Origin of the sequence: Yersinia vastinensis (genome assembly GCF_902726565.1) — a bacterium.
Lineage (GTDB): Bacteria > Pseudomonadota > Gammaproteobacteria > Enterobacterales > Enterobacteriaceae > Yersinia > Yersinia vastinensis.
The window spans coordinates 92,248-106,928 of record NZ_CACVAF010000013.1 but is presented as its reverse complement, the minus strand read 5'-3'; the positions used below and the strand labels follow the sequence as shown (position 1 = coordinate 106,928).

The window sequence follows — 14,681 nt, the reverse complement described above, 5'->3', positions numbered from 1 at the left end:
AAGGGGTTTTTATAACTGATTCAAAGCTGAAAGCTTTACGGAACCTCCAGCCTAGCTGGAGGTTTTCTGTGCACAAAAAAGGCGCTGAATTCAGCGCCCTTCTCTTAATTACGTGCCCACTATGCCACCGACTCGCTACTCCGTAACAATTGTTTGTATTGGTGCCGGGCCTGGATTATACCAGCCACCCCATCCTGGCCCCCACATTCCGGGGCTACGGTAACCCCAAGGCCCCATGGCAGGTGGCATCATCACTTGTTGAGCCAGATTCCAGCGCTTGTAGCCTGTCGCATTCATCACGACAAAGTCATACGGCGTCATCCCAATCTTGCCCGCTTCAACTCCAGTAATGGGGCCGACCACGGTAACCAGATGCCCTCGGAAATCAACTGGTTCAAGAAAACCATTCACATAAGCAATAACTCGCCCCTGTGAAGGTTCACCCAAAATAGGCCTCGCTCCAGAATCCAAAGGTACACTGGCTATCTCCAGCCGAGTACGTTGCTGCTCGTTAGTGACATTAATGACCGTGCCACCAAAGCGCGCCTCCTGACCGACAAATACCTGTGGAGAGGTTCTGACCAACGCCAAATTTTGCTGCGGTGTCGCCGTTGTTCCCTGAATAGCTGGCGGGATCGTGACACAGCCAGAAAGTAGCAAAACGCCCAAGCCCAGCCAACAACACATCCATCCACGACTTCTGCTCTGTCTAGATTGAGTGATTACCATTGCTTGCTACCCCTTATTATTTCTTTTTCGCTATCCTGATATTTTAGACGCTAAACCAGATAACAAGTTGCTAAGTTCTAGCGTCCGGGCAGTTTTTTCCATGTCACTTCATTACGTAAGTAAACTGGCTCGGCATTTTCTACACTGACAACCTGCCCGCTGTCCCATGATGATAAAGCCAATGGCAACATATCTTCGGCTTGCGGCAAAATAACGTGTCCATCAGCCAGCACCACATTGCTGCCATTGATCATGTCGGGATAAGTCTGCCAACCCGTTCCCACGGTTGCCCATTGACCACTCAATGACTGGGCATGCTGTAGCACTTGTGCCGGGGTCATAACTGCCTCGGTAGCCTCGCCAAACCAGTGTCCTTGCGCATCACGCTCAAACTCGCCCCAATAGACTTCCCCCATACGCGCATCAATGGCAGCCAACACGCGTTGAGCGCCAGTCAGGCGAAATGCCCCCTGCGCCATGGTCTGCAAAGTAGAAACACCAATCATCGGTAAGTCGGCACCTAATGCTAGCCCCTGACCAATACCAATACCAATGCGCACACCGGTAAAGCTGCCTGGGCCTCGACCAAAAGCTAAGGCATCGAGTTGTTGTAGGGACAGGCCAGACTCCGACAATATTTGCTGTACCATCGGCAATATTCGTTGGGTGTGTTCCCGTGGGCACAGTTCAAACAACGCCTGAACGTCGCCGTTATTCCAGAGTGCGACAGAACAAGCTTCTGTTGCGGTATCGATCGCTAAAATTCGCGTGGACATGCCAACCTCGGCAGGAAAAGAGTATGAATTCAACACAGGGCGCGCATGATAGCACACCCCTCCTCGCTTTTCCCTCAATCGCGCTGCTTGAGAAAAGCGATGGCTTTCGCCAAGTCGCGAGTTCGTGGTGCTGGCGGTAAACTATTGAGGAACATCGCCCCATAAGGGCGCATCACTAGCCGATTATCACAAATCACTAGAACACCGCGATCATCAATATCGCGAATTAATCGGCCCACACCTTGCTTCAGGGTAATGACGGCATCCGGTAATTGCACATCATTGAAGGGATCACCACCGCGCAGACGGCAATCTTCGATTCGTGCTTTCAATAAAGGATCATCAGGCGAGGTAAACGGCAGTTTATCGATAATGACACAAGAGAGTGCATCACCCCGTACGTCTACCCCTTCCCAGAAACTGCTGGTTGCCACCAATAGCGCATTCCCTGCCGCCACAAACTGTGTCAGTAATTGCCCTTTGCTGGTTTCCCCTTGTACCAACACCGGCAATGTCATGCTGGCGCGGAACTCCTCCGCCAAGCCACGCATCATCTGGTGTGAAGTACACAGGAAGAAACAGCGCCCTTTATTCGCATCAATCAAAGGCTTTAGCATGACCGCTAATTTGCGTGCTGCCCCCGGCTCATTTGCCGAAGGCAAATTACGCGGTACACACAGCAATGCCTGATTAGCGTAGTCAAATGGGCTGGGTAACAGCAGCGTCTTGGCGTTGGTCAGCCCCAGCCGTGTGGTGAAGTGCGACAATTGGTCATTCACAGAGAGTGTGGCCGACGTGAAAATCCAAGTTCCTGGTTTTTCTTCGATTAATTCACGGAAACGGTCAGAAACAGAAAGCGGCGTGAGAGCCAGAACAAAATGGCGTGAATTACACTCATACCAGTAGCTGTAACCCGGCGTGTTGACATCTTTCAACCGCTTGAGACGATTACGGTACACTGTCGCTCGCTCAAAAGCGGCGTCCAGCATGGCTGATCGTCCCAGTGAGAGTTTCATCACGTCGTAACATAACTCCAGCGCATCATCGAGCAATAGCAATGCGCGCTGAATGGCCGGCTGCTCCATAACATCGCGTAAATTGCCGCGGTAACCGGGGTCGCCAAGCACCAAACGAAAGTCTTGCGTGCTTTGTGTCAGCCGGTCAGCACTTTTTTGTAGCTGTGCGGCGTCACGCACTTCGGTGCGATAAGCAATAATGATGTCTTTCGCCAGATCCATCAGTTGTCTGCTGGTCAGTTGCTGGCCGAAATATTGACTGGCAATATCTGGAATCTGATGGGCTTCATCGAAAATCATCACGTCAGCGGTGGGGATTAATTCAGCGAATCCACTCTCTTTCACCACCATATCGGCAAGAAACAGATGATGGTTTACCACCACAATATCCGCATCCATCGCCTTACGACGCGCTTTAACCACGAAACAATCTTTGTACAACGGGCAATCACTGCCCAGACAATTATCATTGGTACTGGTCACCAGCGGCCAGACAAAACTGTCTTCTGCAACCTGACCACAAGTGCTGATATCACCATCAACGGTTTCTGCTGACCAACCTCGCAGGCGAACCAAATCAACCAATGTCTCACTCGCCAATTCTCCCCCCGCCAATGACTGCTGTTCAAGTCGCTCCAGACAGAGGTAATTTGAGCGGCCTTTGAGTAAAGCCAGCTTCCCTTTGTACTTTAAAGCGGTTGCAACAGTGGGGAGATCCCGGGAATAAAGTTGATCCTGTAATGCCTTAGAGCCCGTGGAGATAATGACTTTGCAATCAGCCCGTAACGCAGGTGCCAAATAAGCAAATGTTTTGCCTGTCCCCGTTCCTGCCTCTACCACCAATTGCTGTTTGGCATCAATAGATTCACTGATGGCCGCCGCCATCTGGCGCTGGGATTCGCGAGGATTAAAACCTGTAATGGCCTGTGCTAGTGCGCCGTCTGTTGCAAAATCGTCTGTCACGCTTTCTCTTCCGAGTGAAATCAGCGGTGATTATGCCAAGCCTGACGGCCCGCGACCACACATTCTCATCACAAGCTATGCTACTCTAGCAATGAAACTGACATTGACATTCACACAAGGGAGTGAAAATGAGTATTGAGCGAATTAATCCGGAAAAACGTTGGTCAGACGCAGTCGTATTTAACAACACAATCTACTACACCAGTGTGCCCGAAAATCTGGATGCCGGCGCCACAGCGCAAACAGCCAACGCACTTGCTGCTATCGATATGATGTTGAATCAACTCGGCTCCGATAAAAGTCGTATTCTGGATGCCACGATATTTCTAGCCGATAAGGCTGACTTCGCCGAAATGAATGCCGCTTGGGATGCTTGGGTTGTCGATGGTAGCGCCCCGGTGCGCTGCACAGTCGAGGCCAAATTGATGAATCCAGACTATAAAGTCGAAATCAAAATCATTGCCGCATTGTAATAGTTTGTGGCCATAAATGATAAGGGTAGCCATTGGGCTACCCTTAATTTGATGTGCTGAATACTGTTTATACCTACGTCACTGGTGTTGTACCAAAGACGAAGGGCATCAGGACAGTTTGATCATCACCATCCCCGCCAGTAACAAGATCAGACCAATCCAGCCTTTATAATTCAGCCGTTGGTTGAATAAAATCCAACCGGCTGCCACAGTAGCGGCAATACCAAACCCACCCCATAGGGCATAGGCTACGGATAACTCAATGCCTTTGACTGCTTGTGCTAAAGCGCTGAATGCCCCTAATACTGACAGCAACGACAAAATACCCAGCCATACGCGGCGAAAACCGTCTGACATCTTCAGCAAAATATTAGCGATAATTTCTAGAACGACGGCCAATATCAGAAAGGCAATATGATAGAACTCAAGCTGTTGCATGATGCTCACCTGACTTTCCGGTCATCTTGCCACTGCCCGGCTTCTTCGGCTTACGAGTACCTGATTTCACCAACATGATGCCGCCGACCAAAGTCACTAAACCGGCAATTTTCAGCGGTGATAGACTTTCATCAAACCACAGCACACTGAAAACAGTAATAATCAGGATCCCAATCCCTTCCCACAATGCATACGCAACCCCCAAAGCCACTTTTTTAACAGCTAGAGCAAGCAAAATGTATGAACCGGTTATCATAACGTACATCACGATATGCCCGGCCATTTCCCCGCTGACGCTCGCGTATTTCATTGATAAGGTGCCAATAATTTCAGCAATGATCGCTAAACCTAAAAATATCCAATAAATCATGATTCTACTCCTAACATCCCTATACCCGATGGCTTTTAAGGTGTAGGAAGGTGATGCCGATGAGCTTATACAAGTCAGTCATTCGGGTGAACCACCGTAGCTAACACACCTACAATTTAAAAGATGACGGGTAAAACGCACGCTAAGGTCTATTTGTTACGGTTTCTAATTCACTTGATATATACCGTTGCAGGTAAGCAGCAAGCGAACTTATCCCGATGAGCTGACTCTGGTAAGTGATTCGGATAAGTGAACGTAGCGAACACCCCTGTGATGTCGAAGACAAAGGGCACGCACAGACCGTAAGAAATAGAAACTCACTTGGCGTATAAACTCTTACCTTAAATATTTCGAGTAACAGCAAGGCGGCAAGGAAGACAATCCCGATGAACTTACATGAGTAAGTTGTCCGGTTATTGAACGCAGCCAACGCATATGCAGCTTGAAATATGACAGGTATGCTTAAAACGGGAGAAGAAAGACGCTATAGCTCGCTGCACCAGTGATGCTCACTGGCCAGAATGGCTGACAGGAAGAGTAGGCATGTAGAGTGAGTGACAGTAATTCCATTAATTTTAATCATAATATCTCTCTTTTTTTTAGCCACACCGGCTTTAGCCACATACATGTTTGCTAAACCTAGTGTGATACGCCTAAAATCCTCATAAAGTTAGAATAATTAACTGCTGTATTTTTACCACAGTCAATTTTAGAAAGCAAACCATCTATTTGACAAATAGTTTAGAAAAAGAGATTAAAAAATAATAAGTTAGTCATTCTCTAAAAACAAAACCCCTGCATTGCAGAGGTTTTATATTACGAACAAATTTGCGAATCTCCCATCAGTTCAGGGAGTTGGCACTGCTTATGCTGTAGCACCCGCGACAGCTTGTTTCGCTAATTCAGTAATGCGAGCGTAGTCACCTTTTTCCAGCGCATCAGCAGGAACCAACCAAGAGCCGCCGATACATAAAACGCTTTTCAGCGCGAGGTAATCACGGTAGTTACTAGGCGTAATACCCCCTGTTGGGCAGAAGCGCACTTGTGAGAATGGACCACCAATAGCTTGTAACGCTTTCACACCGCCATTAGCCTCTGCAGGGAAGAATTTAAACTCACGCAGGCCATAGCTCATGCCAAGCATCAGTTCTGAAACGGTACTGATCCCTGGGATCAACGGGATAGAGCCTTCGGTTGCGGCTTTTAGCAACTCATCAGTCAATCCTGGGCTAATGGCAAATTGTGCACCAGCTTCAACAACCTCAGCCAATTGCTGTGGATTAAGCACGGTGCCAGCACCAATAATCGCCTCAGGCACTTCTTTAGCGATAGCGCGGATAGCCTCAACAGCACAAGGGGTGCGCAACGTCACTTCCAGCACCCGAACACCACCAGCCACTAAGGCCTTTGCCAGCGGTACCGCTTGCTCGAGCTTGTTAATCACAATCACCGGGACAACAGGGCCTGCGGTCATGATCTGTTCTGCGCTCGTTTTCCAGCTTTTCATCAGTTGTATCTCCACTTATGCCGATCGGCATGTACTCACCCGAAGGTGTCAGTTGAAATATGTCCAGTGGGGCTTTCCACCAGCCATAAAGAATTAGAATCGAGCCAGCCAACGGCTCTTTTTATTATTTGCGTAAAATAGATGGGGCCTCCTGCCCTTGGCTACGCGCCAATTTCCCTGGCGAAGATACGCCACCAGAATATTTCTGATGGCGTTGACAACATTATCTATATCTATTCGAACTCGTTCCAAGAACGGCCATCACGGGTGATCATGGCAACGGATGCCACCGGCCCCCATGTCCCTGCTTGATAAGGTTTTGGCGCTTCATTATCAGCAGCCCATGCATTCATAATGGAGTCAACCCACTTCCAGGCCTCTTCAACCTCATCACGACGTACAAACAGTGCCTGAATACCTCGCATGGTTTCCAGTAGCAGACGCTCATAGGCATCAGCAATATGCTGCTCGTTAAAGGTTTCGGAGAAACTCAAATCAAGCTTCGTGGTTTGTAAACGGTGCTTGTGCTCCAGACCTGGGACTTTATTCAGCACTTCAATTTCGATGCCTTCATCTGGTTGCAGACGGATGGTCAACTTGTTTTGTGGCAGTTGCTGATAGGATTCACGGAACAGATTCAGTGCCGGATTTTTAAAATACACCACCACTTCAGAGCATTTGCTTGGCAGACGTTTACCGGTTCTCAGATAGAACGGCACACCAGCCCAACGCCAGTCATCAATATCTACGCGGATAGAAACGAAGGTCTCGGTGTTGCTGCTTTTGTTCGCTCCTTCCTCTTCCAGATAGCCAGGGACTTTGTTGCCTTGAACAAATCCGGCAGTGTACTGACCACGCACCGTGGTTTCGCGCACATTGGTGTGATCGATACGACGCAGCGAGCGCAACACTTTCACTTTCTCATCACGGATGCGGTCGGTGCTCAAATCGGCTGGCGGTGACATTGCAATCATGGTCAGGATTTGCAGCAAATGGTTTTGGATCATATCCCGCATTTGGCCGGCCTGATCAAAATACCCCCAGCGCCCTTCAATTCCCACTTCTTCAGCCACCGTGATCTGTACATGATCAATGGTGCGATTGTCCCAATTGGAAGCAAACAGTGAGTTAGCGAAACGCAGTGCCAACAGGTTCAATACCGTCTCTTTACCCAAATAGTGGTCGATACGATAAACCTGACACTCATTAAAATATTCAGCGACTTGATCGTTAATCACCCGTGAAGACGCCAAATCTTTCCCCAGCGGCTTTTCCATCACGACGCGGCTTGGTTCTTTATTCAAGCCGGCCTCACCCAACCCTTTGCAAATAGCCCCAAAGGTATCCGGCGGCATAGCGAAGTAGTTAATAGTGGTGCGATTTTTTTGATCCAACATCTTGCCCAACTTGGCAAAATGCTTGCTGTCATTGACATCTAAATTACAGAAGTCGAGACGAGAACTGAGCTTTTGCCACAGTTCGTCATCCAGCTTCTCTTTCATAAAGGTATCGAGGGCTTCCTTTACCACGGCTGTGTACGCGTCTTTATCCCAATCGGCACGGCCTACGCCGATAATCCGAGTATCAGGGTGGATGTGACCCGCTTTCTCTAATTGGTAAAGGGAAGGCAGCAGTTTACGGCGAGCCAAGTCTCCCTTAGCGCCGAAAATCACCAGATCACACGCCTGGGCTGCCTGGGCTGTATTAGTTACCGCCATGTTATTCTCCTCGTTGCAGGATATTTGTAATTTTCTTACATTACTAATGTACTCTCTTTGACTATAGCCAGTAAACCCGGATAAAAGTGGACCAAAAAAGGCGAAATAACACTCAATAGAACCGCAGGCCGCGTCAAATCAGGCCGCGCAACTTTGAAATGTAATTTTATGACGTTTTTGACAACTATTTACCATTATGAAAATTAGACACAGGTCATATTCTGGTGAAAAAATGTGACTTCCAACCAGATGCCACTGCCAACGGGTCCCAGCACGTAGTATATTTTCATTAAACCGGCATAGATTTCTCCTTTAAATGAAATCGGTAAAACCCATGGGTGACTCTCGTTATATGAATACGCTGGAAAATATCCAAAATAATCTGGACCTCCTGAGCAAATCGGAAAGGAAAGTCGCCGAGGTGATCCTCGCCTCCCCACAAACTGCCATTCACTCCAGTATCGCTACACTCGCTAAAATGGCGAATGTCAGCGAACCCACGGTAAACCGTTTTTGCCGTCGATTAGACACCAAAGGTTTCCCCGATTTTAAACTTCATTTGGCACAAAGTCTGGCTAATGGCACACCTTATGTGAACCGAAATGTTGAAGAGGATGATAGTGTAGGCGCTTACACGGGGAAAATTTTTGAATCGACCATGGCAAGTCTGGATATGGTGAAGAACAATTTAGATATTGCCGCAATTAATCGTGCTGTGGATTTGTTGACTCAAGCAAAGAAAATTTCATTCTTTGGTTTAGGTGCCTCAGCTGCCGTTGCTCATGATGCAATGAATAAATTCTTCCGTTTCAATATCCCGGTGATTTATTTCGATGACATCGTTATGCAACGAATGAGCTGTATGAATTCTAGTGAAGGTGATGTCGTGGTATTGATATCCCACACTGGTCGGACGAAAAGTTTGGTCGAGCTGGCCCACCTGGCCCGTGAAAACGATGCCACAGTGATTGCCATCACCTCACGCGATACGCCACTGGCCGATGAAGCAACATTATCTCTGTTGTTGGATGTGCCAGAAGACACCGATGTGTATATGCCGATGGTGTCGCGCATTGCGCAATTAACATTGGTTGATGTCTTGGCAACCGGCTTTACCCTTCGTCGAGGGGCAAAATTTAGGGACAACCTGAAGCGAGTCAAAGACGCACTGAAAGAATCTCGTTTCGATAAGAGCTCACCACAGGTCAACAGTGGCGAATAGTGCTAGACAACGAATTGTATCAAAAAGTAAATGCAATCAGTGCCAGAAGTCGCTTTGTTTTGTGTTAGCGCATCTTCTGTCATGAAAATTTGACGTACTATTGAAAAATAACGTTCTTAATGGCTCGAATACTCTTTGAGTCGATAAGTGGTAAATAGCTCGCTTTTGTAATGTTGTCATTAATGGATAAGCGGTCTTCGAACAGGGCCATTTGATTCATTAATCGTTTTACATCCGCAAGCGGATAACATGCTAGATACTGTTTTTGATGAGGATATCTTTTGATAATGCAGGATTTTATTAAAGGGATGTTTTTGACAAAACCCAGTGGCATGAGCATGTCGTCGTAAAATTTGTAGCTTAATTACATTTTACTATCGGATTTATTATCCGCTGTTTTAACAACACCATGCTTCATCAGTCAACGGAGTAAGAGATGTCCAGACGGCTCAGAAGGACCAAGATTGTTACTACACTGGGGCCGGCTACTGACCGCGACAATAATCTGGAAAAGATTATTGCTGCGGGCGCTAACGTAGTCCGCCTGAATTTTTCCCATGGTAGCGCTGAAGATCATAAGTTGCGGGCCGAAAAAGTCCGTGTCATTGCTGCCAAATTGGGGCGCCACGTAGCTATTCTTGGCGATTTGCAGGGTCCGAAGATCCGGGTATCTACTTTTAAGGAAGGCAAGGTTTTCCTTAACATACATGATAAATTCCTGCTTGATGCCAACATGGCAAAAGGTGAAGGCGATAAAGACAAAGTTGGCATCGATTACAAAGGCCTGCCAGCAGATGTGGTGCCCGGCGATATCTTGTTACTGGACGATGGTCGCGTACAACTAAAAGTGATCGAAGTTCGGGGTATGAAAGTGTTCACCGAAGTTACTGTCGGTGGCCCGCTCTCCAATAATAAAGGCATTAACAAATTGGGTGGTGGCCTGTCAGCCGAAGCTTTGACGGAAAAAGACAAAGCCGACATCATTACCGCCGCTGAAATCGGTGTGGATTTCTTGGCCGTCTCTTTCCCACGGACTGGTGAAGATTTGCATTACGCGCGTCGTTTGGCCCGTGATGCAGGCTGCAATGCTCAAATTGTGGCAAAAGTTGAACGCGCTGAAGCGGTCGCAACCGATGAAGCCATGGATGACATCATTCTGGCCTCGGATGTCGTGATGGTAGCTCGTGGTGATCTGGGTGTTGAGATTGGTGATCCTGAGTTAGTCGGTATTCAGAAAAAACTGATTCGCCGCGCTCGTCAGCTTAACCGTGCCGTTATCACTGCGACCCAGATGATGGAATCGATGATAACCAACCCGATGCCAACTCGTGCAGAAGTCATGGACGTAGCTAACGCCGTGCTAGATGGTACTGACGCCGTGATGTTGTCGGCAGAGACCGCTGCTGGGCAGTATCCGGCAGAAACGGTGGCAGCCATGGCCCGGGTTTGTCTGGGTGCTGAAAAAATCCCAAGCATCAATGTGTCAAAACACCGTCTTGATGTGCAATTCGATAATGTCGAAGAAGCCATTGCCATGTCGACGATGTATGCGGCCAACCACCTCAAAGGTATCACGGCAATTATCGCGATGACGGAATCAGGCCGCACTGCGCTGATGATGTCCCGTATCAGTTCTGGCTTGCCAATTTTTGCGATGTCACGCCACGACCATACGCTAAACCTGACGGCTATTTATCGCGGTGTGACCCCGGTTTATTGTGATACTCATACTGATGGCGTACTGGCTGCTAATGAAGCAGTCAATCGCCTGAAAGATAAAGGCTTCTTGGTGTCTGGTGACTTGGTTATCGTGACTCAAGGCGACGTAATGGGAACTATTGGTACAACAAATACCAGCCGTATCGTCCGTGTCGACTAATCTGTTTTAAGCCACTATTGGCTTTGATTAACCGTTAATCAACCAGAAGTAAAAAGCCCGCTAATTAACAGCGGGCTTTTTTATATTCAATTCTAAATTAGAGGTCTTTACGAACATAAGGCTCTAATTCACCCTCTTTGCGCGTTTTTAGAAGTTTAAGAATCCATGTATATTGCTCTGGATTAGGTTTTACCAGTATCTCAACTTCTTCATTCATACGACGGGCAATATAAGCATCATCGGCATCAGCTAAATCATCCATTGGCGGACGAATATAAATATCGAGGCGATGCTCGCGATAATTATAAACTGGGAACATAGGTACGATAGCCGCGCGACAGACTTTCATTAACCGCCCCACGGCCGGCAATGTTGCCTTGTAGGTAGCAAAGAAATCAACAAACTCACTTTGCTCAGGGCCATAGTCCTCATCGGGTAAATAATAGCCCCAGAACCCCTGACGCACTGAACTGATAAAGGGCTTAATACCGCTGTCGCGTGCGTGGATACGCCCACCAAATCGCAACCGCGCACTGTTCCATAAATAATCGACCAATGGATTACGCTGATGATGGAACATCCCTGCCACAGGCTTACCTTGCTCGGCTAATAACATGGCCGGAATATCTATTGACCAGGCATGTGGCACTAACAAAATAACATTACGCTCTTGCTGTTGGAGCTGGTCCAGAATATCTAGCCCATGCCAATGAACACGAGTTAACACTTTCTTCGGATCACGAAAACACAGTTCCGCCATCATCATTAAAGGTTGCGCCGCAGTGGCAAACATTTGATCGATAATATGCTCGCGCTCTGCCTCTGGTAGTTCTGGCATACAATAGAGAAGATTAATCCGGGCACGACGACGGGCACTTTTGGCAAATTTCCCCGCAAAACGACCAATTCCAGCTAATAACGGGTCACGGAATTTGGGGGGAACATAAGCCATGGCTGCCATTGCTCCGGTTCCTAGCCATACGCCCCAAAACCGAGGGTGTAGGAAAGATTTTTTGAATACCGGAATAAAGCCAGCAGCGTCGTTTTTCTCTTTTTGCATGGGGAAACTCTTAGAATTGGCAGTGGGCTAATAATAATTGCAGATGACATTTTTTGCAGACAATCTTAGAGAAAAATAATCAGTTAGAAAAACGATTATTTGAAATTCAAGCCCGCAAAGATATATAGCCTATCTGACTGAAACTGAACCGCCAGTGTTTAACGACTGGCGGTTCCGAGATACTTAATCCGGTAGAAATGGCGACCGGGTAATAGTTAATCCAACTGCAACTGAGGAATGACCTGCTTGGCGATAGCCAGATATTCGCTGCGATCTTTGCCGGTTAACCCTTCCGAACGCGGCAATTTGGCCGTCAGTGGATTGACTGCTTGTTGGTTCATCCAGAATTCATAGTGCAGATGCGGGCCAGTAGAACGCCCCGTGTTGCCAGACAATGCAATACGATCGCCACGTTTAACTTTTTGCCCAGGCTTGACCAGTAGCTTTTTCAAATGCATATAACGTGTGGTGTATTGACGACCATGACGGATAGCAACATAGTTACCAGCGGCCCCACTGCGCTTGGCGATAACAACTTCTCCATCACCGACAGCCAACACTGGCGTCCCTACAGGCATAGAGAAATCGACACCTTTGTGTGGGGCAATACGCCCTGTGACCGGGTTAAGACGACGGGGGTTGAAGTTAGACGAGACACGGAACTGTTTTATCGTTGGGAAACGTAAGAAGCCACGCGCCAAACCAGAACCTTGACGATCATAAAACTTACCGTCATCAGCACGGATAGCATAGTAATCTTTGCCGCCAGATCGCATACGAACACCAACCAGTTGGCTTTGTTCACTGCGCCCGTCCAATATCTCACGCGACATCAACACCGAGAACTGATCACCTTTGCGCAATTTGGAAAAATCTAACTGCCATTGTAATGCTTTGGTCACTGCGCGAATTTCAGAATTGGTTAAGCCCGCTTTTTTAGCGCTGCTTACAAAGCTGCCATCAAGCCGGCCGGTTAGAACCGAATTACTCCACTCACCTTTTTGCAGCTCTTTTGTTTCTTTGAAACTATTACCAACGCGATCATAAGTGCGGGTTTCGCGACGAGAAACTTCCCATGTTAAGCGCTGCAAATCGCCGGTGTCATTGACGGTCCATGAGATTTGTTGCCCAATTTTCAGATTACGCAAATCACGGTTTTGATTCGCTAATAAAGATACATCCGAGATGTCGATACCATATTGAGTCAGGATGCTGCTCAGGGTATCCCCAGTTGAGACAACATATTCATGGACACCAGGTTCACTGACATCTTTGGCATCTAATTCATCTTGCGGGATTTCATCATCAGGAGTTGGCTGATCAATTGGTTCACTGGCTTCAGGTAATAAAATACGGGATTGGCTGTTATCTAATACTACGCTTTTGGCGACAGGTTCATGCTCTGGATGATAAACAAAAGGCCGCCAAACAGCGACGGCCAGTGTCATTACAGTCAACGACCCCAACATGATGCGGTGGGGTCGAGGGAGATTGTTATACGCCAATGTGATAGTTCGGACTATCTGCTGCACTTATGAGTATCCTTTTAATCTTACTTCAGGCAGCTCACGTATTGGTTAGACAACTGAGACATAAAGTTCACATAGCTGTCCTTGCCTAATACTATGCCACTCCCCAAGGGATCCAAGGTGCCTGAACGCACGTCGGTTCCTTTGGCGACAGCACTAATGACGGCCGGCCTGAATTGTGGCTCAGCAAAAACGCATACCGCTTTGTGCTCAACCAACTGTGTTCGAATTTGATGTAAACGCTGCGCACCAGGCTGAATTTCGGGATTGACTGTAAAATGCCCCAACGGACTTAAGCCAAAATGTTTCTCAAAGTAGCCATAGGCATCATGAAAAACGAAATATCCCTTACCTTGGGCAGGCCTTAGCATAGTAGCAATATTTTTTTCATTTTGCGCTAGTTGATCCTCGAATCGGCGCAGGTTTGCATCTAGTTTGTCCTTATTTTGTGGCATAAGTTCCAATAATCTATCGTGAATAGCGATTGCAGATTGTTTGGCTATGGTTGGGGACAACCAAATATGCATATTATATTCGCCATGATGGTGCTCATCACTGTGATTATCTTTAGCATGATCATGGTCATGCCCTGCTTCTTCCCCTTCATCTTCTTCATGTTCATCACCTTTCATCAATAAAGGCGTAACAGAAGGAAGCTGTGCTAATGCTATCTTTTTATTATCAGCAACTTGTGTTAATGGCTTTGATAAAAATGCTTCCATTTCAGGGCCGACCCAAATAACCAGTTCAGCACTGCGTAACCGCTGGACATCTGATGGACGTAGCGCATAATCGTGCGGAGATGCACCATCGGGCAGTAAAACTTCAGTTGGCAGCACCCCATCAGCGATAGCTGAAGCAATAAAACCCAACGGACGCACTGAAGTAACGACCGCCGCAGAGGCAATATTAAATGGGTTAGCGACCAAAATTGCGCTGACCAACATTGCCCGCTTTAGCCATTTATTTTTATGTAACATAATACGAATTCTCGACGTTTT

At 47.5% G+C, this 14,681-nt stretch carries 13 protein-coding genes; 3 read left to right on the top strand and 10 right to left on the bottom strand.

What is annotated here, in order from left to right; all coding sequences use genetic code 11:
- Nucleotides 1–135: 135 nt before the first annotated feature.
- The 3 genes from HUZ92_RS17685 to HUZ92_RS17675 all read right to left on the bottom strand — a co-directional run bounded on the left by HUZ92_RS17685 (nucleotide 136) and on the right by HUZ92_RS17675 (nucleotide 3,484).
- Nucleotides 136–729 (bottom strand): Slp family lipoprotein, encoded by a 594-nt coding sequence (locus tag HUZ92_RS17685; protein ID WP_050101164.1) that lies wholly within the window; start codon nucleotides 727–729, stop codon nucleotides 136–138.
- Between the two features lie 77 nt (nucleotides 730–806).
- Entirely contained in the window at nucleotides 807–1,505 is a 699-nt protein-coding gene (gene tsaB, locus HUZ92_RS17680) for a tRNA (adenosine(37)-N6)-threonylcarbamoyltransferase complex dimerization subunit type 1 TsaB (protein ID WP_050140650.1), read from the bottom strand.
- A gap of 74 nt (nucleotides 1,506–1,579) precedes the next feature.
- Nucleotides 1,580–3,484 carry an ATP-dependent DNA helicase gene (locus tag HUZ92_RS17675; protein WP_128450974.1) on the bottom strand — a complete coding sequence of 635 codons (1,905 nt, stop codon included), beginning with the start codon at nucleotides 3,482–3,484 and terminating at the stop codon, nucleotides 1,580–1,582.
- A 128-nt stretch (nucleotides 3,485–3,612) separates the two neighbouring features.
- On the opposite strand from HUZ92_RS17675, the gene HUZ92_RS17670 reads away from it, so the two are divergent.
- Nucleotides 3,613–3,957 carry a RidA family protein gene (locus tag HUZ92_RS17670; protein ID WP_050101162.1) on the top strand — a complete coding sequence of 115 codons (345 nt, stop codon included), beginning with the start codon at nucleotides 3,613–3,615 and terminating at the stop codon, nucleotides 3,955–3,957.
- A gap of 108 nt (nucleotides 3,958–4,065) precedes the next feature.
- On the opposite strand, the gene mdtI is transcribed toward HUZ92_RS17670, so the two are convergent.
- The 4 genes from mdtI to zwf form a co-directional block, all read right to left on the bottom strand.
- Nucleotides 4,066–4,395 carry a multidrug/spermidine efflux SMR transporter subunit MdtI gene (gene mdtI, locus HUZ92_RS17665; RefSeq protein WP_050101161.1) on the bottom strand — a complete coding sequence of 110 codons (330 nt, stop codon included), beginning with the start codon at nucleotides 4,393–4,395 and terminating at the stop codon, nucleotides 4,066–4,068.
- Nucleotides 4,382–4,765, bottom strand: coding sequence for a multidrug/spermidine efflux SMR transporter subunit MdtJ (gene mdtJ / locus HUZ92_RS17660; RefSeq protein ID WP_050101160.1), 384 nt, complete (start codon nucleotides 4,763–4,765; stop codon nucleotides 4,382–4,384). The genes mdtI and mdtJ overlap by 14 nt, the downstream gene beginning before the upstream one ends.
- A gap of 865 nt (nucleotides 4,766–5,630) precedes the next feature.
- The gene (locus HUZ92_RS17655) at nucleotides 5,631–6,272 is read right to left on the bottom strand and encodes a bifunctional 4-hydroxy-2-oxoglutarate aldolase/2-dehydro-3-deoxy-phosphogluconate aldolase (RefSeq protein WP_050101159.1); all 642 of its coding nucleotides are present in this window, start codon (nucleotides 6,270–6,272) and stop codon (nucleotides 5,631–5,633) included.
- Nucleotides 6,273–6,505: 233 nt separating this feature from the next.
- Nucleotides 6,506–7,990, bottom strand: coding sequence for a glucose-6-phosphate dehydrogenase (zwf, locus tag HUZ92_RS17650; protein ID WP_050101158.1), 1,485 nt, complete (start codon nucleotides 7,988–7,990; stop codon nucleotides 6,506–6,508).
- A gap of 352 nt (nucleotides 7,991–8,342) precedes the next feature.
- Between zwf and HUZ92_RS17645 the strand changes: the two genes are divergently transcribed.
- Both HUZ92_RS17645 and pyk read left to right on the top strand, forming a co-directional pair.
- Nucleotides 8,343–9,212, top strand: a complete 870-nt coding sequence (locus HUZ92_RS17645) for a MurR/RpiR family transcriptional regulator (RefSeq protein ID WP_050101266.1) — start codon at nucleotides 8,343–8,345, stop codon at nucleotides 9,210–9,212.
- Between the two features lie 436 nt (nucleotides 9,213–9,648).
- On the top strand, nucleotides 9,649–11,091 hold the full coding sequence (pyk, locus tag HUZ92_RS17640) for a pyruvate kinase (protein ID WP_145579567.1): 1,443 nt from the start codon (nucleotides 9,649–9,651) through the stop codon (nucleotides 11,089–11,091).
- Nucleotides 11,092–11,188: 97 nt separating this feature from the next.
- On the opposite strand, the gene lpxM is transcribed toward pyk, so the two are convergent.
- The 3 genes from lpxM to znuA all read right to left on the bottom strand — a co-directional run bounded on the left by lpxM (nucleotide 11,189) and on the right by znuA (nucleotide 14,660).
- Complete coding sequence (gene lpxM, locus HUZ92_RS17635) at nucleotides 11,189–12,151, bottom strand: lauroyl-Kdo(2)-lipid IV(A) myristoyltransferase (RefSeq protein ID WP_050101156.1); 963 nt, start codon at nucleotides 12,149–12,151, stop codon at nucleotides 11,189–11,191.
- Nucleotides 12,152–12,366: 215 nt separating this feature from the next.
- Nucleotides 12,367–13,683 carry a murein DD-endopeptidase MepM gene (gene mepM / locus HUZ92_RS17630; RefSeq protein WP_050101155.1) on the bottom strand — a complete coding sequence of 439 codons (1,317 nt, stop codon included), beginning with the start codon at nucleotides 13,681–13,683 and terminating at the stop codon, nucleotides 12,367–12,369.
- A gap of 20 nt (nucleotides 13,684–13,703) precedes the next feature.
- Nucleotides 13,704–14,660 (bottom strand): zinc ABC transporter substrate-binding protein ZnuA, encoded by a 957-nt coding sequence (gene znuA / locus HUZ92_RS17625; protein ID WP_050101154.1) that lies wholly within the window; start codon nucleotides 14,658–14,660, stop codon nucleotides 13,704–13,706.
- Between the last annotated feature and the right edge of the window lie 21 nt (nucleotides 14,661–14,681).